The organism is Aliamphritea ceti (assembly GCF_024347215.1).
GTDB classification, from domain to species: domain Bacteria; phylum Pseudomonadota; class Gammaproteobacteria; order Pseudomonadales; family Balneatricaceae; genus Amphritea; species Amphritea ceti.
This window is the reverse complement of the sequence record NZ_AP025282.1, coordinates 1,504,589-1,529,755: the sequence shown is the minus strand read 5'-3', so window position 1 is coordinate 1,529,755 and position 25,167 is coordinate 1,504,589. Positions and strand designations below refer to the sequence as shown.

The 25,167-nt window shown below is 42.8% G+C and carries 23 protein-coding genes; 14 read left to right on the top strand and 9 right to left on the bottom strand.

The window, feature by feature from the left end; genetic code table 11:
• Nucleotides 1-17 precede the first annotated feature (17 nt).
• Nucleotides 18-1,085, top strand: coding sequence for an ABC transporter ATP-binding protein (locus OCU49_RS07015; protein ID WP_261844268.1), 1,068 nt, complete (start codon nt 18-20; stop codon nt 1,083-1,085).
• Nucleotides 1,086-1,181: 96 nt separating this feature from the next.
• Here the strand turns inward: OCU49_RS07015 and ampD are convergent, their stop codons facing one another.
• Complete coding sequence (ampD, locus tag OCU49_RS07010) at nt 1,182-1,718, bottom strand: 1,6-anhydro-N-acetylmuramyl-L-alanine amidase AmpD (RefSeq protein WP_261844267.1); 537 nt, start codon at nt 1,716-1,718, stop codon at nt 1,182-1,184.
• A gap of 247 nt (nt 1,719-1,965) precedes the next feature.
• Here ampD and nadC point away from each other — a divergent pair, with 247 nt between their 5' ends.
• Nucleotides 1,966-2,817 carry a carboxylating nicotinate-nucleotide diphosphorylase gene (gene nadC / locus OCU49_RS07005; protein WP_261844266.1) on the top strand — a complete coding sequence of 284 codons (852 nt, stop codon included), beginning with the start codon at nt 1,966-1,968 and terminating at the stop codon, nt 2,815-2,817.
• 66 nt (nt 2,818-2,883) lie between these two features.
• Here nadC and OCU49_RS07000 read toward each other — a convergent pair whose 3' ends face one another.
• From OCU49_RS07000 to OCU49_RS06990, 3 genes are all read right to left on the bottom strand, one after another.
• On the bottom strand, nt 2,884-3,237 hold the full coding sequence (locus OCU49_RS07000) for a hypothetical protein (RefSeq protein WP_261844265.1): 354 nt from the start codon (nt 3,235-3,237) through the stop codon (nt 2,884-2,886).
• A 145-nt stretch (nt 3,238-3,382) separates the two neighbouring features.
• On the bottom strand, nt 3,383-3,616 hold the full coding sequence (locus tag OCU49_RS06995; RefSeq protein ID WP_261844264.1) for a hypothetical protein: 234 nt from the start codon (nt 3,614-3,616) through the stop codon (nt 3,383-3,385).
• 3 nt (nt 3,617-3,619) lie between these two features.
• A complete protein-coding gene (locus OCU49_RS06990) occupies nt 3,620-3,742 on the bottom strand; it encodes a prepilin-type N-terminal cleavage/methylation domain-containing protein (protein WP_272885325.1) in 123 nt (40 codons plus the stop codon).
• A 299-nt stretch (nt 3,743-4,041) separates the two neighbouring features.
• On the opposite strand from OCU49_RS06990, the gene pilB reads away from it, so the two are divergent.
• The 8 genes from pilB to OCU49_RS06950 all read left to right on the top strand — a co-directional run bounded on the left by pilB (nt 4,042) and on the right by OCU49_RS06950 (nt 15,971).
• Nucleotides 4,042-5,760, top strand: a complete 1,719-nt coding sequence (gene pilB, locus OCU49_RS06985) for a type IV-A pilus assembly ATPase PilB (RefSeq protein ID WP_261844263.1) — start codon at nt 4,042-4,044, stop codon at nt 5,758-5,760.
• 20 nt (nt 5,761-5,780) lie between these two features.
• Nucleotides 5,781-7,007 carry a type II secretion system F family protein gene (locus tag OCU49_RS06980; RefSeq protein ID WP_261844262.1) on the top strand — a complete coding sequence of 409 codons (1,227 nt, stop codon included), beginning with the start codon at nt 5,781-5,783 and terminating at the stop codon, nt 7,005-7,007.
• Between the two features lie 252 nt (nt 7,008-7,259).
• Nucleotides 7,260-8,474 carry a site-specific integrase gene (locus OCU49_RS06975; protein ID WP_261844261.1) on the top strand — a complete coding sequence of 405 codons (1,215 nt, stop codon included), beginning with the start codon at nt 7,260-7,262 and terminating at the stop codon, nt 8,472-8,474.
• Nucleotides 8,467-10,161: a site-specific integrase gene (locus OCU49_RS06970; RefSeq protein WP_261844260.1), complete on the top strand. Its 1,695-nt coding sequence runs from the start codon at nt 8,467-8,469 to the stop codon at nt 10,159-10,161. The genes OCU49_RS06975 and OCU49_RS06970 overlap by 8 nt, the downstream gene beginning before the upstream one ends.
• Nucleotides 10,154-12,880 (top strand): hypothetical protein, encoded by a 2,727-nt coding sequence (locus OCU49_RS06965; protein ID WP_261844259.1) that lies wholly within the window; start codon nt 10,154-10,156, stop codon nt 12,878-12,880. Before OCU49_RS06970 ends, OCU49_RS06965 begins: the two co-directional genes overlap by 8 nt.
• A gap of 3 nt (nt 12,881-12,883) precedes the next feature.
• Nucleotides 12,884-13,354: a sensitive to high expression protein 9 homolog gene (locus OCU49_RS06960; RefSeq protein WP_261844258.1), complete on the top strand. Its 471-nt coding sequence runs from the start codon at nt 12,884-12,886 to the stop codon at nt 13,352-13,354.
• A complete protein-coding gene (locus tag OCU49_RS06955) occupies nt 13,351-13,773 on the top strand; it encodes a VPA1267 family protein (RefSeq protein WP_261844257.1) in 423 nt (140 codons plus the stop codon). The genes OCU49_RS06960 and OCU49_RS06955 overlap by 4 nt, the downstream gene beginning before the upstream one ends.
• Before the next feature lie 77 nt (nt 13,774-13,850).
• A complete protein-coding gene (locus tag OCU49_RS06950; protein WP_261844256.1) occupies nt 13,851-15,971 on the top strand; it encodes an AAA family ATPase in 2,121 nt (706 codons plus the stop codon).
• A gap of 231 nt (nt 15,972-16,202) precedes the next feature.
• Here OCU49_RS06950 and OCU49_RS06945 read toward each other — a convergent pair whose 3' ends face one another.
• The 4 genes from OCU49_RS06945 to OCU49_RS23765 all read right to left on the bottom strand — a co-directional run bounded on the left by OCU49_RS06945 (nt 16,203) and on the right by OCU49_RS23765 (nt 22,672).
• Complete coding sequence (locus tag OCU49_RS06945; protein ID WP_261844255.1) at nt 16,203-19,346, bottom strand: type I restriction endonuclease subunit R; 3,144 nt, start codon at nt 19,344-19,346, stop codon at nt 16,203-16,205.
• Nucleotides 19,347-19,349: 3 nt separating this feature from the next.
• Nucleotides 19,350-20,618 carry a restriction endonuclease subunit S domain-containing protein gene (locus OCU49_RS06940; RefSeq protein ID WP_261844254.1) on the bottom strand — a complete coding sequence of 423 codons (1,269 nt, stop codon included), beginning with the start codon at nt 20,616-20,618 and terminating at the stop codon, nt 19,350-19,352.
• On the bottom strand, nt 20,602-22,179 hold the full coding sequence (locus tag OCU49_RS06935) for a type I restriction-modification system subunit M (protein WP_261844253.1): 1,578 nt from the start codon (nt 22,177-22,179) through the stop codon (nt 20,602-20,604). The genes OCU49_RS06940 and OCU49_RS06935 overlap by 17 nt, the downstream gene beginning before the upstream one ends.
• 235 nt (nt 22,180-22,414) lie before the next feature.
• The gene (locus tag OCU49_RS23765) at nt 22,415-22,672 is read right to left on the bottom strand and encodes a helix-turn-helix domain-containing protein (RefSeq protein ID WP_376787892.1); all 258 of its coding nucleotides are present in this window, start codon (nt 22,670-22,672) and stop codon (nt 22,415-22,417) included.
• A 62-nt stretch (nt 22,673-22,734) separates the two neighbouring features.
• Between OCU49_RS23765 and OCU49_RS06930 the strand changes: the two genes are divergently transcribed.
• The 4 genes from OCU49_RS06930 to OCU49_RS06915 all read left to right on the top strand — a co-directional run bounded on the left by OCU49_RS06930 (nt 22,735) and on the right by OCU49_RS06915 (nt 24,430).
• Complete coding sequence (locus OCU49_RS06930) at nt 22,735-23,328, top strand: NIF family HAD-type phosphatase (RefSeq protein ID WP_261844252.1); 594 nt, start codon at nt 22,735-22,737, stop codon at nt 23,326-23,328.
• Nucleotides 23,329-23,743: 415 nt separating this feature from the next.
• The gene (locus OCU49_RS06925; RefSeq protein WP_261844251.1) at nt 23,744-23,962 is read left to right on the top strand and encodes an MbcA/ParS/Xre antitoxin family protein; all 219 of its coding nucleotides are present in this window, start codon (nt 23,744-23,746) and stop codon (nt 23,960-23,962) included.
• A complete protein-coding gene (locus tag OCU49_RS06920; RefSeq protein WP_261844250.1) occupies nt 23,959-24,177 on the top strand; it encodes a hypothetical protein in 219 nt (72 codons plus the stop codon). The genes OCU49_RS06925 and OCU49_RS06920 overlap by 4 nt, the downstream gene beginning before the upstream one ends.
• 13 nt (nt 24,178-24,190) lie before the next feature.
• Nucleotides 24,191-24,430, top strand: coding sequence for a hypothetical protein (locus tag OCU49_RS06915; RefSeq protein ID WP_261844249.1), 240 nt, complete (start codon nt 24,191-24,193; stop codon nt 24,428-24,430).
• Nucleotides 24,431-24,523: 93 nt separating this feature from the next.
• Here OCU49_RS06915 and OCU49_RS06910 read toward each other — a convergent pair whose 3' ends face one another.
• Nucleotides 24,524-25,162, bottom strand: coding sequence for an SLATT domain-containing protein (locus OCU49_RS06910; RefSeq protein WP_261844248.1), 639 nt, complete (start codon nt 25,160-25,162; stop codon nt 24,524-24,526).
• Nucleotides 25,163-25,167: the final 5 nt, after the last annotated feature.

Here is a 25,167-nt window from a genome sequence, read left to right as displayed (position 1 = left end):
GTAGTAAAGAGATGCCTATGACCGCCCATGGAACTTCGCTGACTTATCAGCTTGAACTTAAAAACCTCGATCTTGCCTATGGTAGTAAGACAGTTGTTCACAATGCTTGCTTACAACTACCTGCAGGGCAGATTGGTTGCCTGCTTGGCCCCAGCGGATGCGGCAAATCAACGCTACTACGTGCTATAGCCGGTTTTGAAAAGCCAACACAAGGTATCATCAGCACTGTCGGTGAAAATATTTCTGATGCTGTCAGCGTTCTTCCTCCGGAACAGCGCAATATTGGTATGGTTTTTCAGGATATAGCCCTGTTTCCACACCTAACAGTCAGCGATAATATCCGCTTTGGTATTCGGTATCTCAAATCAGAAAAGCAACAACAGCGTATCAACGGGTTACTTGAACTGATTGGCTTACCTGATTACGCACAAAGGTATCCACACGAATTATCCGGTGGTCAGCAGCAACGGGTTGCACTGGCACGCGCGCTGGCACCTAAGCCTGATTTATTACTAATGGACGAGCCTTTTTCCGGGCTGGATGCAAAGCTGCGTGAAACCCTGGTTCCTGAAGTAAGACGCATTCTGAAGCAGGAAAACATTAGCGCGCTAGTCGTTAGTCATGATCAGTCAGAAGCATTTTCAATCGCTGACTTAATAGGCGTCATGAACGAAGGTGAGATACACCAGTGGGACCTGGCCAAAAAAGTCTATCAAAAACCAGCAACGCCATTTGTTGCTCAGTTTGTCGGCCAGGGCAATTTGATTGATGCGACGGTATCCTGCGAACACTGTGTAGATACTGTGCTAGGAAAAATTCGCAGTCCCGAACCCCATCAGCTTATTCCAGGAGAACAGGTTAAGTTATTAATTCGCCAGTATAACGTTCGCCAAAATACAACAAGTCCTTACAAAGCTCAGTTACTGAAAAAGACTTTTCGTGGTGCTTATCATCAGTACCAACTCGAGCTTGAGTCAGGTGAGCGACTTACCTGCGCAGTTCCGGCAAATATTGAACATCAGCCTGGTGATAACGTTAGTATTCAGCTGGATATAAACAATCCTGTACTCTTTAACGCGGATTAAGATCCCCTTAAATTTTAGCTACAGATAACACTGACAAAGCCTCTCTAGGAAGCCAGCCGAGTGAACCTGACTAGCAAGCCTGTCTGGTAACCATCTCTATAAGCCTCTGAAATAGCACCAGTTGAATGCATCACCAGGATCAGTTTTTCGGCCCGGTGCTATATCTGAATGCCCCGTCACAGTTTCGTCAGTCAAATGCGGATAGTAATTCTGTAAAGCTTTATGCACTTCAGATAACTTCTGGTACTGGATCAGGGTGTAAGGAAAGTCATCACACCCTTCCAATTCAACACCTATAGAGAAGTCATTGCAGGCCTCTTTTCCTTTGTATTCAGAAACACCCGCATGCCATGCTCTGTTATCAAATGAAACAAACTGCACCAGGCGACCGGTACGCTCTATCAGAAGATGCGCAGATACCTCTAGATGGCTTATTTCAGCAAAATAAGGATGATCAGCTGGATTCAGCTTATTAACGAAAAACTGCTCCACATAACCACCACCAAACTGTTTTGGCGGTAAGCTTATATTATGTACAACCAGTAGTTCAGGTGTAATCAGGTCAGGCCGTTCATTTTGGTTTGGCGACACACACACTTCTGTATCTGTTAGCCAGCCATTTAAAATTTTCATAAATCCCTCAGTAAATAGCTCTTGTTCTTAGCAAGTGCTAATTCTTACACCTTACCCACTTACTTCTTATCTTAAGAAATACAACAACCGAAGAAAACTCAGGGTGCATATAAAACGCGACTGAATTAAACTGTCTCGCAATAAACCCGCTCTATCAATTACAGATTATTCTACCTTGCTGGCTATTCGGTATGCCATCAATATCAGAATGAAAAACAGCCCATTTACAAACTCATACGGGATAGCTATGACCCAATCACCATTACTCGCAGACCTGAACTCAACTGTCGCAAATGCCCTGGCAGAAGATATTGGTGATGGTGATATAACCGCACAACTTATCCCTGCTGACCAGTTCGCGAAAGCCAGAGTGATATGCAGAGAAAACGCTATCATTTGCGGCACAGCCTGGGTATCAGAAGTATATCGACAGGTAGATGATTCCATGCAAATCACCTGGAAAGTAGAAGACGGTGACAGTGTAGTCGCTAATCAAACGTTGTTTGAGATTGAAGGCCCAGCCCGCTCAATGTTAACCGCTGAACGGGCTGCACTTAACTTTCTGCAAACCTTATCTGGCACTGCCACTATCAGCGCACATTACGCGTCTCTGGTAGCTGACACCGGCGTTAAACTCCTTGATACCCGCAAAACCATTCCCGGCCTTCGCAATGCGCAAAAATACGCTGTCAGCTGCGGTGGTGGATACAACCACCGAATCGGCCTCTATGATGCTTTCCTCATAAAAGAAAATCACATCATGGCTTGCGGCTCAATCGCTAACGCAGTTGCTATTGCCAAGATAAACGAACGTGGTAAACCTGTCGAAGTTGAAGTGGAAAGCCTGGATGAATTCCAACAAGCCCTGAATGCTGGCGCCGATACTATTATGCTTGACAACTTCAGTCTGGAGAACATGCGCACAGCAGTTGAAACAAATTCTGAATTAGGTAAACCGGTAAAACTGGAAGCGTCGGGGGGAATTAACGATCAGACTTTACGCCCAATCGCAGAAACAGGCGTCGATTACATTTCTATAGGTTTGCTGACCAAAGACTGCCGAGCAGTGGATCTGTCTATGCGGTTTATAAAGGAATAAAAAAGTCGAAACGTGTTATTCAAGGATGGATAACACGTATCAATAAAGAATTAGTTTTGAAAACAATTAACGACGACAGTCCGCTCCACCAATCATCTTCCAGTCATCTGCTTTTTGAATCTTTTCTATATCGTAAATTTCAACCGCTGTACGATTTACATCATACTTCCAAAGAACTTTACAAATATCCTGAGCACTCGCATCCAGCTTGTCTTTCTCATCCGATACGCGCATACCAACCGCAAGAATATCACCATCGGACCACCAAACAGGCGTTGCAGGATATTTTTCAGGCTCTAGCGCTAAAGCAGCTTCGACAGATGCTCGCTGCTGGGTGCTAACATGTACTTTTTTCGTTTCGAGAAAATAGCCTACGCCCGCCGCGATTGCTATTACGATAATTAGGAGTGTTTTTTTCATAAATGAATATAAATCCTAAAAACAACCAAATTCAATCTAATAACAAAAAAGAGAAGCTTATAGCTTCTCTTTTCTACTTTTATTTTTAAATTAGCACATCCCTGTACCGCCACAAGACCCTGCTTGTGTCCAGGTGACTTGACCATTAGCCAACGCAGGTGTCAACTGATAAGTAGAGTTTTAAAGGAGCAGCACCTGAACCTGTGGCTAAAATGACACCGTTAGCATCAACTGCAACAGCCGAAACATTAGCGCCACCTGTAGCACCTAATGCAGCAACAGAAACAGCACCATTCCCCGCTGTACCACAACCAGCGACAGCACCAGTAGTCTGCGCACATACTTCTACCGCAGTCTTAACCCCCTGAGTTGCTTGCACAACTTAAGAAAAACGAGCTCTATTCGAGTAGCTATTATATGCAGGCAACGCGATTGCTGCCAAAATCCCAATGATCGCAACAACAATCATTAATTCGATAAGGGTAAAGCCCTGTTGTTTTTTCATGCTTTTTCTCTCCACAGAGATTATTATTAATATCATCCTTGCTCCAGCAAAACTTTCCCTTGCCGATTAGCCCTTCATCCATGCTCCCTACAAGCTTATGGCTAATACTAACCTAACCTGCATGTCAGTCCAGTAAAGGATATCGCAAAATGACAAGTTTCCTGAAACACATAGTTCTCTCTACACACCGATAAGAACTTAAGTAAGTCCTTTAATTTTTCAAACCGGCGTATAAATGTTACTTTACATCCAGAGATAAATACAAGGTAGCAATACTGCTAAATTCAGTAGAGGAATCAATGAGTTTACAGCCTTTTCAACCCTTAAGCGGATTAGCAAGACGTTTAGTAAACGACGGTGTTTTTTCATCCGATGTAGCGATGGAAGCTCTTAAAACTTCCAGAGAAGAAAAAACTCCTTTTATTTCCCATATTATTGCTAACCGTCTGGTAAGTGCTTATCGGGCCGCCGCAGCCGCTGCTGACGAATTCGGCATGCCATTACTTGATCTTGATATGCTGGATCAAGAAAGCATGCCGAAAAGCCTGGTTGATGAAAAACTCATCAATAAACATCACGCCCTGCCACTTATACAAAGAGAAAACCGCTTATTTGTAGGTATCTCGGACCCGACAAATATACAGGCCTTAGATGAATTCAAGTTTAATACAGGCATAACTACCGAAGCAGTTATTGTTGAAGAAGATAAGCTAAATCGCTTAATTGACAGTTTTCTGGATGAACAAAATTCTGCATTAGAAGGGCTAGATGATGCAGATCTGGACAATTTAGATGTTGAAGATCCGACAGAAACGCAACAAGAGGACCAGGCCGACGACGGCGCAAGTGACGCACCAATTGTTCGCTTCGTTAATAAAATCCTTTTGGATGCGATAAAAAATGGCGCATCTGATATTCACTTCGAACCTTACGAAAAAAGCTATCGTATTCGTAGCCGAGTTGATGGCATTCTTCAGGAAGTTGCTAGGCCACCTTCAAACCTGGCTTTGCAGCTATGTGCACGCTTAAAAGTAATGTCGCAAATGGATATTTCTGAACGTCGCATGCCTCAAGATGGTCGAATAAAAATGCGTTTATCTAAGAAACGTTCTATCGATTTCCGGGTAAACACCCTGCCTACACTGTGGGGCGAGAAAGTTGTACTGCGTATTCTAGACCCCACTAGTGCTCAAATGGGGGTAGAAGCACTTGGTTTTGAGCCTCACCAGAAAGCTTTATACCTTGAAACCTTAGAAAAACCGCAAGGTATGATCTTGGTAACAGGCCCCACAGGCAGCGGTAAAACCGTATCTCTGTATACAGGCCTTAATATTCTCAATACAGTTGAACGCAATATTTCTACCGCAGAAGACCCCGTAGAGATTAACCTTGAGGGCATAAACCAGGTGCATGTTAATACAAAAGTGGGATTAACTTTCGCCGAAGCTTTACGTGCATTTTTGCGTCAGGATCCCGATGTAGTAATGGTTGGTGAAATCCGCGATTTAGAAACAGCTGAAATTGGCATTAAAGCGGCACAAACTGGCCACATGGTTCTATCAACATTACACACCAACAGCGCACCTGAAACCTTAACCCGTCTAAGAAATATGGGCGTACCGGCATTCAATATCGCTACATCAGTCAGCCTGATAATCGCCCAACGGCTAGCCCGACGTCTTTGCACACAATGCAAACAACCAGCTAACATTCCAAAAGAGGCACTAAAAGAAGCCGGTTTTAGTGATGAACAATTACAAAATCAATTAAGCTTATTTGAAGCTAACCCTAAAGGCTGCAGCAAATGCAATAAAGGCTATAAGGGACGAGTAGGCATTTACGAAATGTTAGCAATGAGCCAAGAAATCGCAGAAAGTATTATGTCTAATGGCTCTTCCCTGGATATTCAGGCTGTTGCTAAGACACAAGGCTTTAAGACCTTACGTCACTCGGGATTAGAAAAAGCGAGTCAGGGCTTAACCAGCCTCGAAGAAATTAACCGGGTAATAAAAGTCTGACTAGACGGTAGATCACTCTGATGGCAATAAAAAAGAAAGAAAAATTACCTGTAACCTTCCTCTGGGAAGGCAAAGATAAAACCGGCAATGCCAGTAAAGGCAGTATCAATGCCGAAAATCTTACTATTGCAAAAGCACAGCTACGCCGCCAGGGAATACTTCCGCGTAAGGTGCGCAAACAAACCAACAGCATGTTCAGCAAAGCGTCTAAACCTATTAAAGCTTTAGACATTGCTTTGTTTACCCGACAAATGGCGACAATGCTCAAAGCCGGTGTTCCTTTATTACAGGGCTTTGATATTGTTTCTAACGGCATTGAAAAGTTAAAACTGAAGAAAATCATCTATGAGCTAAAAAATGACGTAAACAGCGGTACAAGTTTTGCTAAAGCCCTGGAAAAACACCCAAAGTATTTTGATGAGCTATTTTGCAATCTAGTCCAAGCAGGTGAACAATCAGGCTCATTGGAAACAATGCTTGATCGAATCGCTACTTATAAAGAAAAAATTGAGTCCCTCAAAGCAAAAATCAAAAAAGCGCTAACCTACCCTATTGCAGTAATTGTTATTGGTGTTGTGGTTTCAGCCATTTTGCTAATAAAAGTTGTACCTCAGTTTGAAAGTGTATTTAAATCATTCGGTGCAGATTTGCCCGCATTTACCCAGTTCGTTGTAGGCTTATCTGTTGTAGCCCGAGAGTGGTGGTTTATTGCACTTCTGGCCATTATAGTTTCAGGCTTTTTATTTCAAAGGGCAATGCAAAGCTCAGCCAAACTAAGAGCCTCCGTTGACCGTAGCATTCTGAAACTCCCCATCATCGGAAAAATCTTACATAACTCTGCTATTGCACGCTTTGCCAGGACCTTATCCACTACATTTGCGGCAGGGGTACCGCTAGTCAACGCATTAGACTCAGCAGCAGGAGCATCAGGTAATATCGTCTATTCAACAGCAATTATGCAAGTCAAGAACGGTGTATCAACTGGCCAATCATTAAAAAACGCAGTAAATATGACAGGTTTATTTCCGCCGATGGCGACACAGATGATTGCTATCGGTGAAGAAGCGGGTTCTCTGGATACAATGCTGGATAAAGTGGCTAATTTTTACGAAGAAGAAGTGGATAATGCCGTTGATAACTTATCCAGCCTAATTGAACCCATGATTATGTCCGTCCTGGGTGTTTTAGTTGGCGGGTTAGTTATAGCTATGTATTTACCTATATTCCAGCTAGGCGCTGTTGTTTGAATTATAACAGACTTTTTTCATAACGTTCCATTAACTAGGGGGCTGTACTCTACACCCCCTAATTATATTGCCTTAATAGATTCCACATCATTGAAAAACCTAAAATACTTCGTTTCATTTCTTAAGTACTCACCCAGTTATTCGCAAGACAAATAAAACGTTTCATTTATTTTTTCGTCATTCTCGAATCACTGTTCTAAATTGGGTTATCCGCAGGATAATCAATTTCGTTCTAATTCGAGTCAAGGAAAGATGCAGATAAAAGTTGCGACGACCAAATTTGAGAAACTTAGAGGCCAGCACATCCCACTAGTCATTGTTGATGGCATAGTAGATCTCAGCGCTGCAAGTTACCTGTTACAACGTTTTGACCAGGGGCATCCGTACTATACGATCAAGGCTGAAGCAAACAGCATTAAGAAGCTCTATGAGTTCTGTGCCAATAATGGTTTTAGTCTCGCTGGACGGTTTGCAGCAGGTGAACACCTACAAATAGGAGAGATTGAAAGCTTAAGTGCCTTTTACTCTGCTCGCTTAGATACAGGCGAACCCGTTGGTCGTAAAACCTATAAGTTACGTTGGACACAAACCACAGCCTTCATTCGGTTCATCTGGAACTTTTATGCAGGACGACTGAAAGACCCAGTTGAGATTAAAGCCTCCCAAGCAAAGCTTGGGACTATGAATACCTCCTTTCAGCTCCACGGCAAAGCACCATATTCTGATGGTAGCTCTGACATGGTTGGTCTGGATGAAGAACTGAAATTAAAGTTTTTGGCCATCATCAACCCATTGCAAGACAACGATCTAAATCCATTTAAGAGCGAGTATGTTCGCTGGCGAAATTACTGCCTCTTTCTCACTATGATTCTAGGCGGAAACCGTAGAGGCGAAACACTAGGATTAAGAGAAAAGGATTTCTATCTTTCAGGGCCTTCAGGTGCGGATAAGTACTTTGAGATTCTTAAAGATGAACATCGTGAATATGGTCGTAAAGATCGCCCTGCTGCCAAAACTAAAGAACGAATTGTTGCTTTAAACGACGGGCTAGCCGCCATTTTTACTCATTACATCACTAATATTCGCTCAAAACTTAAGAATGCTCATCGCTCAGAATACCTTTTCTTGTCTGCTATTGATCAGAAGCCTATCAGCCGACAAACACCTACAGACGCTCTCAATGTAATCATAAAAAAATACCCAGAATTTGAAGGACAACTTGGCCCACACCGATTAAGAAACACCTATGTAGATTCACTACGTGAAGAGGCTCTTAATGAATATGAAACTATGGGGCCTATTGCTAAGAAAGCTGCTGTATCACAACTGATGGAACAAGCTGGAGGATGGGCGAAAGGAAGTCAGATGCCTGACCACTACGCAAAAGGTTCAATTCAGCGACGGGTTAGTGAATTCACTCTTGCCGTACAAGCTCAAATATTACAAGGAGCACCTGATAATGAATGATCAGCTAGCTGTACAGCTTGGTGAGTTAGAGCAAATACCTTATGAAGGTTTTCTTGATCATGAACTACCCACCTCCACAGAAGCTGATCGCTATATGACTAGCCGCCACGGCTATCAGATGGAGATTAAAGATGCTTCTGGCACCTGGCTTTCTAATCTCCAGTGGCCTGATGACAATGGTGTTGTTGTAAATATCGATACGTCTCCATTCTTTACGGGTGTTAGTGAACTAGACTCGATCACATCATCGTTTCTGAAGTATCTGCTTCAGCACTATATAGCAGGGAGCATCAACCAATATGCCGAAGGGATTGATTTAATTACCTCAAGAGTTCTTCAGGGAAAAGACATTACCAGTGCCATTCAAGCAGCCATTTTAGATATAAGGAAAGACAGTGATCTGACGGCTATCAAAGCCTTCTCAAGATGGTTGATTGCATACGAGTGCGAAGGTTATTCCTACGATTTCCATGATGAAGTACAAAAACTATCTAGTGGAGGGAGTCAGAATCTATACAGCACTCTTTTTACCCTGGATGCTGAAATGGGGCCATTTGTTCGAGAGGAAATGGCAATTATCCAGGAGGCTGTGAATAATCCAGTTATTCATCTTGAAGACCGCGTAATTCTCGCTCTTTGCATGACGTTTGGCCTTCGTCCTATTCAAATCTCACTGATGAAGCAATCTGACTTTGTTGATAACGATAAACTTGGGATTGCTTACCTCAACGTTCCTCGCGTTAAGCAGCGGCAACAAAAGCGGAGAACTCAGTTTACCAAGCGAATACTTAGCGGCGAGCTAGCGACTATGATTCGAAACTTAATCGAAGCACACAAGCAAGTTCATGCTGACTTGGCGCTGAACAATCCACCTTTGATTATGCGCAGAACTAAAAGATTTTATTCAGATCTTGATAACCCTTACTTGTTAGATCGTCCTGAATTTACCAACCAAACAATCTATAGAACACATAATGCTTTTCAGCCTTATCAGGAGCTATACGATGAATCTGGTAAGACCGATGAAGGGCATCACCTTAGCTCTCAGGGTATTAGCTATCGGTTGAATTGCATCGCAAACTATATTCCAAGGTCTCCTCGCACAGGTATGCGATTCAATCTTAACCCATACCGATTCCGCTATACGGTTGGAACAAATGCCGTGAATGAAGGAAAGACTGAAGAGGAAGTCGCTGATCTGCTAGACCACAGCGGAGTAGGTTCCGTTAAGCATTATTTCCGCTACACACATGAGATGTTTGAAATCCTAAATGAGGCAACTAATAAGCGCGTTGAACAACGCCATTTTGTAGCAGCTTGGACTCGTGAAGGCGATCAAACAGGAAACATATACGGCGAAGAGATAGTCGAAATTAAGCACTTTACCTCTATTGGTAAATGCCACAAGGGTTCTGTTTGTATGCTAGAACCTGCGGTTGCCTGCTATGAGTGCGACAAATTTTGCGCAAACAAAGACGCACAAGCCCATAAAAACGCCCTGGAGAACCTACTAGAGAAGGTTGAAGAACTTAAAAACACATCCACAGGTGCTGCTGTTCATCAACTAGATGAAGCGGTTGCGGGATGTAGAGCCGCAATTGCATATGCAGAAGGCGAATCTGTAACTTTTCTCGAAACTGGCAAGACCTCAATAGCAACTCCTATGATCGGTGCTGAGCATGAATAACATTATTAATCTAAGCGACAAACGTAATCGTTCTATTGAGTCCAACTATCAAATTCTTTGTGAACGAGCACGGTCTCAATTCACCCAGCTTGATTACTTTAAGGGGCAAGATTACGAATCGAGCACATGGCGATATCGGGGTGAAAACCTCTATTTCTCAGAACCAGGAGAAGATAAAGAGCGCACACCTTGGCCAACTGAAATTGAAGAAACAATTAAGCTTTTAATTATTGGTCATCTTTGGGATTTGCGAGTACGTACTACCCCACTTTCCATAGGTAGGCTGCATTCACATAGAAACATTGCTCAATTTTTAACCAAGGTTGGAATCACTAAACTGGAAGATCTGACTTTTGATCTCTATCACTTGGCCTATGAAATGATGATTGATCATTACCGCCGTCCAGTTCAGCCTCTTCAGGATTTGAATGGGTATGTAAATTTCCTTCAGAGCGAATACCTTCTAGCTGGAACAATAGACACTATTAGCCCAGCAAAGCACAAGTTTGCCCAGGAGAAACAAGGACTTCCTGCCATTAAGGAGAAAATGCCTATTCCTGAACTTGTTAGGGCAGTTGTTCAGCTCAAGTGGAAAGTGGAAGAAGCATATAAGCTAGATCCTCTAAATCACCACCTTATCTCAGATCTGCTGTCTGTCTACACACAAGCATTTCAGTATGGATTAGGGTTACGCATCGGTGAAGTTCTTAGACTCCCGTATGACTGCCTACAGGAGTTCAATGGTGAACTATTCTGTAAAGTCTGGACTGAAAAAGGAATGGCTCCTCATTCGCGCTATATTCCTCAAGATTGGCGTCCTCTGTTAACAGATGTTGTAGAGCAAGTTCACAAACTTACTGAGCCGTACCGTCAGTGTGCAGAAGAGCTTGAAGCTAATAAGTCTCTAGCTGTAGTTAGATCTCGACTTGATAGCTTTAGAGCAAAAAGAAATGCTGATGCTGAATCTTTGATAGAAGAGCTTGAAGCATTTATAACGGTCAAAATCCAAGAGGCCAAAGAAGCTTGGCAGCTGAAAAGAGATGTGAATCCTGACGATGAATATGAGCTTGATGATTTAGCAGATATTCTCCCAATTTACAGTACTGCGAAAAGCACACCATCAAAGGTTAAAGCTTATGATAAGTGGGAGTTAGAGCTTACTATTACACCGATTGATGCTAAAAGAAATCGCTTCACAGTAACTGGCGAAGCAATTCTGGAATTCGTAAAAGGACAGATAAGACTTCGCTCCAGCTCGATCACGGAAAAAGAGTTTTTAACCGTTCTTCATGGTCGAAATGTTCACAGACAGAACTCAGGTGACAAAACAATATCAGCGCTCACAAGTGAAGCTTGGGGGAGTACCGCTGCTTGTTATACCTTCAATCCTTCCGAGTTTAAGGGAAAAGGTCGCGCTCCAGCGGTCATGAGTCTTGAAGATGCCAAAGCCAAGCTAACAAGCTACGCTCATGGCAGCTACGACATCAGTACTCATTTAGACGTTCTTACTTTCAGAGAACTCTTTCCTGAACTGGTTCTGATGTCTTCCAACAGTGATACTGACTTCAAAGAACTAAACAAAAACTTTGAGATCACCAAAAAGCAAAAAATCACGGTCAAAGTTAAGACTGAAGACCAGTATGTACGGTACTCCGTAAGCTCTGCTTATACAGTTAGCCAGGCATCAATCGAAAGCTACATCTACAATCGCTTTACTGATAACAATTTTGCTTTGGAGAAAGAGCTATATGAGGCGGATCTCCAGGATGCAAATGAAATCATAAGGAATGAAGCTGAAGAAAAAGGTCTCACAGTCAAAGACTTTGAAGCGAAAGCGATAACAATTCAATCTAAATCCTTCAAGGTTGAACAAAAGGTCTCTGAACACCTATTTCTTCGTGCAGAAATCACGAGCGGCGGTGCCGAACCCAACCCTCTCATACCTGAAATACTAGGCTATGACGCCGTTAAGTATTTCTTTACAGGCAATGATCGTTACCCTAATGCCTTCCTCAAATACGCAGTTAATGTTGAAGAGCATGTAACAGCCACCTGGCAGTCACATAAAGGCCGCCATTGGCGCACCACCTCTCTATTCAGAGCAGGCGTTTCCGAGGCTATCGTCAACCGCTGGATGGGACGTACTGAGCTGCAAGGCCGCCATTATGATCACAACTCTGGATCTGAAAGAGCACAACTCATTGGTGAACTGATGCTCAATGATAACAATCGTTTCGTGGGTGACATTCCACAGAAAATTCGTCAATTCCAACAGGACGAAATTCCTGAGGCAGATATCATTGAGTACCTTTATAGCACTATGCAAACCATTCAGCACACCCCTCTTGGATACTGTGTTCGCTCGTTAAATCTCAGACCATGTGAGCTGAACATGAAGTGCTTAGTCGGTGCTGAAGGCAAAGGCTGTAAGCATTTTATTTTTGACCTAAAAGATGAATTCCAAAGAGAGAAACTACTAGCTGAGAGAGACAAAACAGCTGTTGAATTGGAACGGCTCATAGAGATTTATGAAAACGGCACAAAAGCGGTGAAAATGCATATTGATCGGCTCCTCATCATCTACACAAACTCCAATACAACGTTGGAAATGGCCGACAAATTGTTAGGCAGTTCTTTTGCCGATGACAAGGTTGAATTTAAGCCCTTCCACAAGGACGGATCTTACCCTGACGACTGCCCTTTTCAGTGTGGAGAATAAGCAATGGCGATGACTGATCAGCAGCTTAAACTTGCCTTCAAATTGTTGAGTGACTTTGAACGCCAAGCATTAGACCCATCACTCTTCAAGTGGCAGTTCTTTATAGAGAAAGTTGGAGTAAGCAAGCAAACTTTATGGCGCAACGGAAAGTTTTATTCTGAGTTTGGGCGTGTCCAGAAGCTGACTAAAAGCTACAAGAACGAAGGTAAAGAGTACACGGTTAAAGGCTCTAAGATCAGCGTACTTGAGTCTGAAATTGAAAAACTTAAGAAACAGATTAAAGAGCTTCAAGATGAAAGAGATAAGGCAAGAGAAGCTCTTGCTTACGCAGCAATGATTGCCCGTAGGAGAAAAATTGATCCTGAAGAATTTACCGAGCGGTCTCCGCTTTTAAATGCAAACATCAAAGTCAAAGATGACAATGTTCTTGATTTGAATGACCCGCTAATTGCCCAGTTTCGGAAGAAAAAATGAACGGCAAACAGAAAGGAAAGCTGTACGCAGAAAGAGTGGAAAACTGGATTGCTCAGCGTGATAAGGCAGGTGATTTCCACGAGTACAACAATGGTGGAAAAATTAACCGAGCTGCACTCTGTGCTGAACTTGATTTTAGTCGCTCAGTTACAACTCAGAATCTTACAGTCAGAGACTTTCTTGATAAAGCTGAAAAGCGCTGGTTTGGTGAGAAAGAAAAAACTGATAGCAAGGCTCATGAGGCCGCTCGTGAGCGCTCAGAAAAGCGAGCAAACCAACGCGCTTCAGAAGTCAGCAAGCTTGAAGACGAGATCGCTAAGCTCAAGGCTGAGAATGCCACGTTACGTAAGCAATTAGAGCGTTTTTCTGCAATCGATGAAGTGATTCAGCAAACAGGAATGGCTCCTCGCTCATGCTAAATGTCCAGGTCTCTAAAGTACGCCCATCTGGTATACGTACCGTCAAACCCATAAATGACGACGGAACGATAGAGTTTATGGAAATGACGCTAGCCGCAAGGCTCCCCAAAAACTGCCTTGAGATGGCAGAGGTAGGCAGTCTTTGGGCCATAACTGGAGAGCGAACTCAACGTGAGTACCGCATCAACGGCATCCTGATTAAAGAAGAACTCATAGATGTTGATACGGCTACGCTCCTAAAGCCTTCGGGAGAACTTATTGCCAGATGGATTTCTGGCAATGTCGAGGGCATTGGTGATGTTCTAGCACGTCGGTTAGTGCGAGCAATACCAGACCTCAATGAAAAAGTATCTCTAGGCGATGTAGAGGCCCTTACAAGGGTTCAAGGATTCAATGAAGGCCGAGCCAAGGCATTAATTGCCAAATGGCCTTCCGAGGGCCTGTACGCCGTTCTGGAGTGGTTACAGGGTTCAAGCCTTCCACTCAGTTTAGCTGAACGATTAATCCGTGTTTACAATTCTGAGGCGCTCATACAGCTGAAGACCAATCCGTTCATCCTTGCCGCTTTCGGTGTGTCTTTTGAAAAAATTCTGGGACTGGTTGATAAGCTAAACTTGAAAGTCTCCAATCAAGATCTCATAGCAGCAATTGCAGAGCATGTTACCTCTAAGTATTGTTATCGCACTGGATCAACTCTTATCCCGAAAGAGAAGCTTCTAACCGATGCTTCTGTCATCGCAAAAGATGTGGATATTTCTGCTGATTCAATTATTGAAGACTCTTTGAAAAAAGGAGTCCTTCTCGAAACACCCTACGGGTATCAAACATTAGGGTCAGCCATTCAAGAACACGCTGTAGCACGCTTTATCAGCAAAGCGGCTTCACGAGAGCCTGGAGACGGATCACTTCTATCTGCGTGGGAAAAAAATCTAACAGATAACGCTATCGAGCAAGCTTTATTGTCTTTTGAGACTACCCTCCCCTTCAAGATGACAGCCGAGCAACGCGAGGCTGTGAAGAATGCTGTAAGCTCACCTGTATCGGTTATCAGTGGAGGGGCTGGTACAGGAAAAACCACAATACTGTTAGCAATGCTCTCCATCTATGAGCAGCTTTCTGATGGTATGTATGAATACCAGGCTGCCTTATCAGGACGTGCAGCACAACGCATGTCAGAGAGTACAGGAAGGCCAGCTTTCACTATCGCTAAACTAATTTCAGATCACATTGGTGAGAAGAAGCAATCAATGCCAGATCACCTTCTGCTTGTAATAGATGAGGCCTCGATGGTCGATCTTTTGACCATGTACAAGCTGGTCGGAGTACTACCTTATGCAACACGAATCGTCATGGTTGGTGATGTGGCTCAGCTTCCACCTGTTGGCAGTGGCTTGATTTTCCACGCTGTGATGAAAAGCCCTCTGCCTGTCTATGAGTTAACCCAAGTTAAACGCCAAGGCCAGGATTCTGGCATTCACCAACTAGCGACTAGTATTCGTGAAAATGACTATCACCACGGCCTATTGAACAGTGACTCTGGTGACTGTGTATATTCCGCTGATAGCTCTCACGAACGAATCATAGCAGAGTGGGAAAAGGCTGGCGGATCTCAAGGTTGTATATTGCTGACACCTACTCGTAAAGGCCCGCTGGGTGTTGATAATCTCAACAAGCTAATACAAGCATATCGTGATGAAAAAGAAGTGCGTCCAGAGATTCATTATCAGGATGGCATTCGAGGCTGGATTCCCTGGATAACTAGAACTGGCGCAGTTTTAAGGCTAGATGATCAGATCATGGTCACATCAAACGATTACACAACTGGCATCCGTAATGGTGATTTGGGTTCAATCACATCGATCTATAAAGAACCTGATGAAGATGGTGTTGTAGCCCAAATGGATATCAATGGCGAGATCATCGATATCACTTATGAAACCTTGGAAATTCTGGATTTAGGATACGCGATTACGATTCACAAATCGCAAGGCTCTCAGTGGCCTACATGCATCTTGATACTCCCTGGGTATGTCAGCCATATGCTTGATCAGACACTGCTATATACGGCTGTTACACGCCCTTCTGATCAGTTAGTAATTTTGGGGCATTCATCCCTAGTTACTAACGCATTAAGACGCGGCAGCATTGCGCTGCAACGCATAACAAATATCGAAAACCTGCTAATTTCTGCCATTTGAAAACAGCACTCAAAACAGCCCCTCGTTGCTTACTGTTCTGAAGGCCGCTCGTGACAAACTCCGTGAATACCCCACACCGCAGCATTTACGATGTGACGTATTCAAAAATCAAAGACCTCATCAAAGAAAATCCGTCACTCGTCAAGAGGAGAATTAGGGTCTTAATCAGACATATACCGTCAGATCAGGTCTTACTCAGGATCACGATAAAACTAGTCTCAGCATTCGTGATCAAGCAGCATTCCTTTTGAAGTTTTCAGCTTGCTCAAAGATCTCTTTATAAACCTCATCACGATCAATTGGCGGATAATCCCACTCATCCAGCAAGATGATCAGATCAAATTGCAGCTCAGCTTTGATGTCTGCACGTTTGTTCCAGTCCGTGTATTTGGCTTTGTCATCAATGACCTTTTTAACTTCTTTCGCCAGATCGAGTAATCGATCTTCGGGGTATGTGAAGTCATACTTGTGCGCCAGAGCTAACAGAATGTCGTAGAAGGCCTTTTCTTCAAAGTCGATACCCATCTCCCCGAATGAAGCCATCTCTTCTCTCAGTTCGTTATAGAGGCTTATAATCTCGTCTGAGAAATCATTGATAACCTCACTACGAAGAACGTCCTGCTCGTCACGCTCGTTGTACTTCTCAACAAGCAAGTTCATCTTCTTCGTGAAATCTACCCCTTTAACCTTGTTCGTTTTCTTAAACTCGCCTATTGCCTTGGCCAGCATCTGCTGTAGTAGTTGGAGCTTTGTGTTGGGCTGTTTAATCACTTCCAGTTTGGCAAGGTAATCATCATCAAAGATATCGATCTCTCCGCCATCTTTCTCACCAAGCTTGAAGATCTCTTCTACACCATCACTGAGTAGTGCGTCTTTCACTAGATCCCTTACACGACTGTTCATCTGGTCAATATCAGGAGCACCGCCCGTAGTTATCTTGAAGACGATAGTTCTAATAGCCAGGTAGTAATGGATCTTGTCTTTGTGTTCTTGAGATAACTCGCTACTACCAACGCAAATGTCATAGGCTGATTTAAGTCGTTTGGTCAGATCCATGAAGGTCTTTTCAAACTTCTTCGTACGCAGGGCGAAATCGGCTGATGAATTGAGGCAATGCAGTTGCTCAAGTGGGGAACCAGTGAAATACGGAGATGAATCAAATCCGTGATAAAGGCCATCTAATAAGCTCAGGTGATCTTTCACTACGATGACTGATTGCTTGATGTCCTCAAGGTTCTGCTCTTGCCCACCAGTATAATGAGAGAGAGCCAGGTTCATCTGCTTCTTGATGCCGATATAATCAACTACCAGGCCGTTTTCTTTGCCTTCAAACTTACGGTTTACCCTAGAAATAGTCTGAATAAGGCTGTGCTTCTGAAGGGGCTTGTCGATATAGATCGTGTCCAAAAATGGCACATCAAATCCTGTCAGCCACATATCAACCACGATGGCAATTTTGAAGTTGGATTTACCGTTTTTAAACTGACGATCCAGCTCTTTTCGGTACTCTTTGTTACCGAGCATACCCCACAGAGTCTTATCATCGTCTTTGTTTCGGGTCATGATCATTTTAACCCGCTCCATCGGCTTAACCTTCTTCTTATCACTCTCAGATAAGGTGGCACCTTCCTCGCAGACTTTGATCTCATCCCACTCAGGGCGGAGCTGGATAATTTCTTTGTAGAAGAGGTATGCGGATTCTCGGCTACTACACACGAACATGGCTTTGCTTTTCTGCGTGGAACCTTCCTCTACACGATTTTCATAATGCTCCACAAAGTCTTTAGCTATCGCTTTAATGCGATCAGGATCAGCCAGGATAGTAGACATGCTGGCCATAGCAGTCTTACTTTTATCAATCTGATATTCGTTCGCGCCTGCTTCTTCACATTCTTTGTAATACTTCTCCACCTCGTCCAGCTGGCGACCATCAAGCAGTACTTTTGCAGCTCGGCCCTCATAAACAATACGAACAGTAATATCATCGTAAACAGATTCTGTCATGGTATAGCTGTCCACGACTGCACCAAAGACATCTAGCGTTGCGTCTATAGGAGTGCCAGTGAATCCAACGTAAGTGGCATTTGGAAGCGAGTCATGAAGGTATTTAGCAAAGCCATAAGTCTTCTTCACACCCTCTTCAGTGACAGTAACTTTCTGCTCTAAATTGACCTGGCTACGGTGGGCTTCATCTGAGATACAGATGACATTAGTACGTTCGGTAAGCAGATCTAAATCTTCAGTAAATTTATGGATAGTAGTAAGAAACACGCCACCACTTTTCCTACCTTTTAGCTGCTCTCTCAGTTCCGCTCGGCTCTCAACGCTAATGATATTTTGATCGCCTACGTAGGTTTTCGCGTTGGTAAATTGCCCAGACAACTGATCATCTAAATCGGTGCGATCTGTGATCAATATAATGGTAGGGCTGCCTAACTCGATGTCCTTCATCAGCAGACGAGTCAGGAAGAGCATTGTGAAGCTTTTACCGCAGCCAGTAGCTCCGAAGTATGTGCCGCCTTTACCATCACCAAGCGGCTTCATATGTTGCTTAATATTGGCAAATAGCTTCGTAGCTGCGTAGTACTGAGGATATCGGCAGACTATTTTCTCTTGCTTGCTAGAGGTGTCAGGTACATAAATGAAGTTTCGGATAACATCTACCAACCTCTGCTTATCAAACAAGCCACTGGTCATAGTGAAGAGTGAATCGATACCCTCTTTCTCTAGCTTTTCTTCGCCAGATACCTTACGCCAAGAATAATAGAATTCGTAAGGGGCAAAGAAAGACCCCATCTTGGTATTTACACCATCGCTAATTACACACAGCACGTTGTACTTAAATAGTTCGGGGATATCACGGTCATATCGCGTGGTAAGCTGCTTGTAGGCATCGTGAATCGTTGCCTCTTCACGAATCGCACTCTTAAACTCAAATACAACCAACGGTAAACCGTTAATATACAAAATTCCATCAGGAATCCTCAGCTCATAGCCTTGTATTTCCATCTGATTGACAATGCGATAGCGGTTGCTATCTATCTCGTCATAGTCAATCAGCTGAATGTATAAATCTTTTTGCGATGAATCTTCACGCTTTAATAGAAAGCCATCAGAAACAAACTTCATGATGGCTTTATTGGTATCGTACAAGTCGGATGCTGGCAGGAACTCCAGCTTATGGATGATAGATTCAATTTCATACTCAGTAATTGAATCTGACTGATAGCGCTGAGCTAAAAAATCACGAAGGTCAGCCTTAATCAGCACATCTTCGGTTGTTCTCCCAACCTGCTCCCCTTTTGTATGCAGGTAGCCTTCTTTCCCTAGCAATTCAATGATGGCCTGCTCAAGCCTTTCTTCAGTAAACTTCATCCATCAAGCCTTAGATATTTTTGTGAAAAGTAGTAGTCTGAATTTATTGAGTAGCTCACTCTCTTTTCTGATACTTTCAATATGCTGCTGGATTTTTGAAAAGGGAGAAAGGTCAACGTAATTTACGGCATCATGAGGAAAGTAAGGTAACTTCATAGACGCAACTATTTTCGTATTAAGTACACTTTGTACCGATCCTCTTAGAGAGACACGAACCTGCTCCATAGCAGAATTTGATTTCATGAATGTCTGTACAACTTTTGAAGGCATTCTTTCCGATGCAGGTTTTACGATGATGACATTCAGGCAATTAGATTCATCAGTACGATCATAGATTACAGGCATTCCATTCGAACCATGCCGTGCCACTAGAATATCGCCATAATTTAGCTGCGATTTTATGTTCTTATGATGAAACTCGGGAAGAACGAATTTATTCTCCGCGTACTGCATACCTAATTCGGAAAGATCAGTAGTTCTGAGGAGTCTAACCCCCTCTTCTTCCTTACAATATGAAGAGTGCAAAGTCCCTACAAACCCAACACATACACGTTCAACTAGATTCTCAAGCTCATATAGCTGCCAACCTAACGGAAGGTCTTTCCCATATTGAGTAGAATAAGCCATCCTTCCACCTGTTGATTTGTAAGGCATCCCCTCTATCTCTGGTCTACCGATTGAATTAGCGTACTTTTTGGATATAGGAAATTCGAAGTCTACAAACCAACGCTTATAAATCGTTTGAACTGTATCTTCTAATTCTTGGATGAATTGGTTATTTAGTGCTATGCGGTCATTTACTATATCGTATTCTCGAACGATTTCGCGCTGCTTTTCGATGTGCGGGACGGGAAATTCCATATCGCAAAAATCAGACCAGCTAAACCCTCCACGTACGCTATTATCCGTCATAAACCAAGCATTACGATCAAATTCTGAACGTCTGCACCATAGCATCAGATATTCTGGCAACAGTTGCTCTTCATCTTTTACCCCGAATACCACATAAGCAGGCGAGACAATTATAGGATCGTCAGTTTCGAGCATCGCTATCGGCAATATTTCATCACGACCAACATGCATCGGATTAAATGCAAACTGCTTTTTCGCAACAACCCGATACTTCTTCAGGTCTGTACCATTGGTATTTGCTACAGACGGCATGAAGTATTTATTAATATTTATACCCTTTAAATCTGAGACTAAACCATCAGTGTTTTTCTGTTTGATTTGAGTGACGTAATCACCAATGCGTTTATAATGAGATCTCATAACCCAGCTCTTCAAATACATTCAACAGTTCAGATTTAGACTTCTCTCCTTGTTTAAGAAGTGACTCAAAGTCATCACGTATTTGATTCATTTTCTGATCAAAATCGACATCCTGATCATGGTTCTTAAACTGAATATATTTACTAGGTACAAGTGAATAGTCCTTAGCAGCAATTTCATCTTTTTTAGCGGCGTAACAATATTCTTCAATATCTTCATATTCAGATTCGGCTCGTACTTCTTGCCAAGTATGCAAAGTCTCTGCTATTTCAGATATTCTACTAGGAGAAAATTGAATATATTTCTTTTCAAACGGTTCGCCAAGCTTCCGAAGATCCATGAATAACACTTGATCTTCACGAGATCGATAGTGGCGTGTCAGATCTCCATGGGGAACATCTCTAGCTTTTTTATTTTTGTTAAGAATCCATAAAGTGACGCTGATATCAGTGGTATAGAACATTCTCATGGGCAAGATGATAATTGCTTCAACCAAGTTGTTTTCAACTAATTTTTTACGAATGGCTTTTTCTATCCCATCTCCTGAAATAGCGCCATTAGCAAGTATAAAGCCAGCAACTCCATTCTCAGATAGCTTTGAAACCATATGTAAAATCCAACCATAATTTGCATTACTGGTAGGAGGTGTCTCATAGCCATCCCAACGATGATCGTCTGTTAATTCATCTGTAGCACGCCAATCTTTCTGATTAAAGGGAGGGTTGGCCATAATAAAATCAGCCTTAAGTGTTTCATGCTGATCATTGGCAAAGGTGTCTTTAGAGGCTGCCCCCAGATTGGCTGAGATTCCCCGAATTGCCAAATTCATCTTGGCCAGTTTATAAGTAGCCCCTGTATATTCTTGGCCATATACAGACACGTCTTTTTTATTACCCTGATGGTTTTCTATGAACTTCATCGACTGAACAAACATACCGCCTGAGCCACAACAAGGGTCGTAAATCTTCCCTTTAAAGGGTTCGATCAGTTCTGCTATCAGATTTACGATACTCTTTGGAGTGTAGAATTCGCCTTTACCTTTACCTTCTGCAATAGCGAACTTAGCTAGAAAGTATTCATAGACACGTCCAACTACATCTTGGTGAGGGTTTGCCAATGTATCAATGTTGTTAATCACATCTATCAAAGCCGACAGTTTGCTAACATCCAGCTCCAGACGTGAGAAATAGTTATCTGGGAGAGCGCCTTGAAGAGCTTTGTTGGTCTTCTCGATGGTACTTAATGCGGTATCTATTTTGAGCGCAATGTCTTCCTGCTTTGCATTCTTCTGAATAAAGCTCCAGCGACTTTTTTCAGGCAAATAGAATACATTGTCTTTGGTATATGCAGGCACCATATCAACGTGTTTTTCAAGCCCTGCATCTATCAGTTTCTGCCTCTGCCTCTCAAAGGTATCACTGATAAATTTCAAAAAGATCAGGCTTAAAACGATGTGCTTGTACTCTGACGATTCAACACTTCCACGCAGCTTATTTGCCGCATCCCAGAGCGTTTCTTCAAATGATTTTTCTTTCTTTTTTGCTGCTGACTTCTTAGCCATTTATCTCTTCTCAAATAAGGACTTAGCTAGATCTGTAAGCAACCTAGAAGCCTCTGTAACGACCATGGCAGCGGGAATAGAATGAAGCTTCCGCTGCCTCATATGTTAAACGAATGAGTGTACTACAGAACGCGGCCAAATATCGCAGTTTAAGCTAGACACCACTTATTTTGGGCGCAAAAAATGACCTGATCATGATTACATGCAGGTGTCGAATTTATTGTTGATTAATGGCTTATAAAAGCCTTTTACCACGCATCACTGTTTGCACTTCCGCCGTACAATCGTTGGGATCAACACCCAGCGCATTGCAGTACTCAATCAGCTCTATAGCATCGATTTTTCTCATGCAAGTTTCGATCTTTCCAACGATTGAAGGGTGTACATCTAAGATGTTCGCGAGATCCCTAATGCTAAGGCCTTGCTCAAGCCTCTTCTTTTTAAGCCAAGCAGCTAAGGCTGCATAGGCCTTCGAGTTTCTACTATGTCTCATTGTCTCGATATTAGAGACGATGTATTATATCTCGAAATTCGAGACAACATTAAGCTTCTTTTATGCAAAGCCCTCCCATCGAGATAACAGACCTAATTATCGACAGAGCCGCTCGACCAGATAACGATGAGCCTACCGTTTGCCTAAACCTTGAGGGGACTTTGATGTCTATTAATCGGTCTCAAATAGACCGACAAGTCGAAGAAGAGCAGACTTTTAAAATACAACGACATCCTCCTAATGAGGACTTCTTTGTAACGATAAGGCCTGGAGCAGTTGAACTGCTAGAAGAGCTGACCAAGCATTCTCATACATTTATTTATTCTGACCTCCCCCGATCAGAGATTCTGGATATCACATACCACCTATACCTTCAGCAGCATCCTGATACGGATTGGTCAGATGCATTAGCTTTGTGTGTTGCAAACATTGGAATACGTGGCCGTGAGGATTGCGTCATCACATCAAGCGGCCCAAAAAAACTGTTAGGAAATCTATCGGAAGAATTGGATTGCCCTATAAACCATACATGGCTGATAGATAGGCCGAATGCACTAGTCGATTTTCCTTGTAAGTTGATCCCTATTCCGAGGTTCAATGGGGATATGTCCGACAGGCATCTTTTTGACCTGTTTGAGCATATCTTTATCAATTAGGGTGTCTATCTAAGGAAAGGCCAAGTTCTATCTAACCAATGAATGCTGATGGAGTGCTTTTAATACTATGGCTGACCAAAGAAACTATCTAATGCTAACGCCCTTGCAATTGAAGGTAAGAGAAGAATATGTCTCGGGACGCAAACATGCACGTAAGCTTGAACCAGCGAAACCAACTCAAGTATCTCAGCGGCTTCTGAAAACAACTCTGAAGAAACTGAAAGCCAAGGAGTTAGAAATTGTTGATTTATCATAACTCAAAAGCATTTAGATGAAGCGTATATTCAGCTTGCCATACATGATAATCCCGACTTGCCTGAAAGCTTTATACGCAAAGCTGTCAAAGACCGACAGGAGCCATTACTGGATTATAATTTTGGCTGGATAAGTGAACAACTCGAGGCACAGCAAAAACATGATTCAAGAGAAGAAACCTGAGTTGTTTATTGACGGAGAAGTTTGGACTGTGGCGGTAAACTACTTTGGTACTGAAGAGAAAGCTCTCAGATGGTTCAGAACACCTTCGTTGGCTCTCGGTGGTGAATCCCCTGGCGAGTACTGTACCAAGGCATACAGCGGCGACAGAGAGGTGTTAGACATCATCAATCGATTAAAACATGGCATGACCACATGACATCTGACGCCAGAGTTTTTGCCTACGCCAATATAGAGCTGGAAGGAGTCAAGCTAACGCCTGAATTTAAAGTAATTTATGAGGCTTTTGCAGATAACAAAATTTCTCAGCTTGAAGCTTTTCGACGCTTGGGTATCAATATTGAGCAGATACCCTCAGAGAAGCGTGATGAACTAGCCAAGATGTTCATGAACGATCTTCAATACATAAATTAGAGAAGCTAAAAGAATGAGAGATTACGAATTCAGTATCTCGGTGAGGCTACCTAAAGGCAAGGTGCATGATGACTATCTAAAAGATTTTGAAGAGCATACAGAGGCTCTGGTTGGCATCGGTAATCCAGATTTTCTGGGACTCATGTTCAACAAAACCACACATACAAAAATAGATGCTCTCAAGCAAGCTATTGATGAGATCAACCAAGTCATGACAGAGCCAGACATTTGGATTATCCGCTTTGAAGACTAAAGCGCTAGTGACAGCGCCTTTGAATCACGAACTCGACCAGCAATCTCTGGAGATCCAAGAACTTGCTGAATACTCAGCCAATGAACGATTGTACTAGCCAATCCAGTTTTTAACCGTAGCAAGAGCAGTGCTACAAGCGTTAGTGAAAGGTATTGCACTATATAATAACGATACGATTAGAACTGTGCAGACAATACTGAATGATAATGGAACTTTATCTCTCCAGAAGCGAAACTTTCTTCCCTCTTCTATTCTTTGTCTTTCAATCCAATCGATTTGGTGTTGCCAAAAGAATTTGTAATGAGCATACCAATCGCTGAGTATGAGCTGCTTAGAAATTGAGGCCTCATTAAATTCTTCCAGCAGGCTTTTAAGCTCCGCTTCCTCTGTGGTGAAGCTAGCTGATTGGTTATTCTTTGCTCTATAGAAAAGGGCCTTAAGCTGATCGTGTATCCCCGTGAGTGCTCTGCCAGCCTCTTCGTACTTAGCCTTTTCACTATTGTGCTGAGAAATGTAAAGACCTACTACCCCCATGAGTATTACCACAACGGATACTTTAACTTGCGCAAACTCAGGGTAAACCAAAGCAAGGACACCAGCAAAGATAGAAACAAGCCCGATGAGTTCAGGCAACTTCTCAATCATGTCATAGCTGGCAAAGTGCTTCTTAGCACCAAAGGCAACGTTATACCCCGACTCAGCAATCAGTTTTAACAAGCTTTCCTTATCCATTTACA

What these genes read in the sequence shown, in the direction of transcription:
- pilB (WP_261844263.1), top strand. Translation starts at nt 4,042, where the DNA reads ATGAGTTTACAGCCTTTTCAACCCTTAAGCGGATTAGCAAGACGTTTA.
- OCU49_RS06920 (WP_261844250.1), top strand. Translation starts at nt 23,959, where the DNA reads ATGACATCTGACGCCAGAGTTTTTGCCTACGCCAATATAGAGCTGGAA.
- OCU49_RS06910 (WP_261844248.1), bottom strand. Translation starts at nt 25,162, where the DNA reads ATGGATAAGGAAAGCTTGTTAAAACTGATTGCTGAGTCGGGGTATAAC.
- OCU49_RS06970 (WP_261844260.1), top strand. Translation starts at nt 8,467, where the DNA reads ATGAATGATCAGCTAGCTGTACAGCTTGGTGAGTTAGAGCAAATACCT.
- OCU49_RS06960 (WP_261844258.1), top strand. Translation starts at nt 12,884, where the DNA reads ATGGCGATGACTGATCAGCAGCTTAAACTTGCCTTCAAATTGTTGAGT.
- OCU49_RS06965 (WP_261844259.1), top strand. Translation starts at nt 10,154, where the DNA reads ATGAATAACATTATTAATCTAAGCGACAAACGTAATCGTTCTATTGAG.
- nadC (WP_261844266.1), top strand. Translation starts at nt 1,966, where the DNA reads ATGACCCAATCACCATTACTCGCAGACCTGAACTCAACTGTCGCAAAT.
- OCU49_RS06990 (WP_272885325.1), bottom strand. Translation starts at nt 3,742, where the DNA reads ATGAAAAAACAACAGGGCTTTACCCTTATCGAATTAATGATTGTTGTT.
- OCU49_RS06930 (WP_261844252.1), top strand. Translation starts at nt 22,735, where the DNA reads ATGCAAAGCCCTCCCATCGAGATAACAGACCTAATTATCGACAGAGCC.
- OCU49_RS06945 (WP_261844255.1), bottom strand. Translation starts at nt 19,346, where the DNA reads ATGAAGTTTACTGAAGAAAGGCTTGAGCAGGCCATCATTGAATTGCTA.
- OCU49_RS07015 (WP_261844268.1), top strand. Translation starts at nt 18, where the DNA reads ATGACCGCCCATGGAACTTCGCTGACTTATCAGCTTGAACTTAAAAAC.
- OCU49_RS06955 (WP_261844257.1), top strand. Translation starts at nt 13,351, where the DNA reads ATGAACGGCAAACAGAAAGGAAAGCTGTACGCAGAAAGAGTGGAAAAC.
- OCU49_RS06915 (WP_261844249.1), top strand. Translation starts at nt 24,191, where the DNA reads ATGAGAGATTACGAATTCAGTATCTCGGTGAGGCTACCTAAAGGCAAG.
- OCU49_RS06940 (WP_261844254.1), bottom strand. Translation starts at nt 20,618, where the DNA reads ATGAGATCTCATTATAAACGCATTGGTGATTACGTCACTCAAATCAAA.
- OCU49_RS23765 (WP_376787892.1), bottom strand. Translation starts at nt 22,672, where the DNA reads ATGAGACATAGTAGAAACTCGAAGGCCTATGCAGCCTTAGCTGCTTGG.
- OCU49_RS06925 (WP_261844251.1), top strand. Translation starts at nt 23,744, where the DNA reads ATGATTCAAGAGAAGAAACCTGAGTTGTTTATTGACGGAGAAGTTTGG.
- OCU49_RS07000 (WP_261844265.1), bottom strand. Translation starts at nt 3,237, where the DNA reads ATGAAAAAAACACTCCTAATTATCGTAATAGCAATCGCGGCGGGCGTA.
- OCU49_RS06950 (WP_261844256.1), top strand. Translation starts at nt 13,851, where the DNA reads ATGGAAATGACGCTAGCCGCAAGGCTCCCCAAAAACTGCCTTGAGATG.
- OCU49_RS06935 (WP_261844253.1), bottom strand. Translation starts at nt 22,179, where the DNA reads ATGGCTAAGAAGTCAGCAGCAAAAAAGAAAGAAAAATCATTTGAAGAA.
- OCU49_RS06980 (WP_261844262.1), top strand. Translation starts at nt 5,781, where the DNA reads ATGGCAATAAAAAAGAAAGAAAAATTACCTGTAACCTTCCTCTGGGAA.
- ampD (WP_261844267.1), bottom strand. Translation starts at nt 1,718, where the DNA reads ATGAAAATTTTAAATGGCTGGCTAACAGATACAGAAGTGTGTGTGTCG.
- OCU49_RS06975 (WP_261844261.1), top strand. Translation starts at nt 7,260, where the DNA reads ATGCAGATAAAAGTTGCGACGACCAAATTTGAGAAACTTAGAGGCCAG.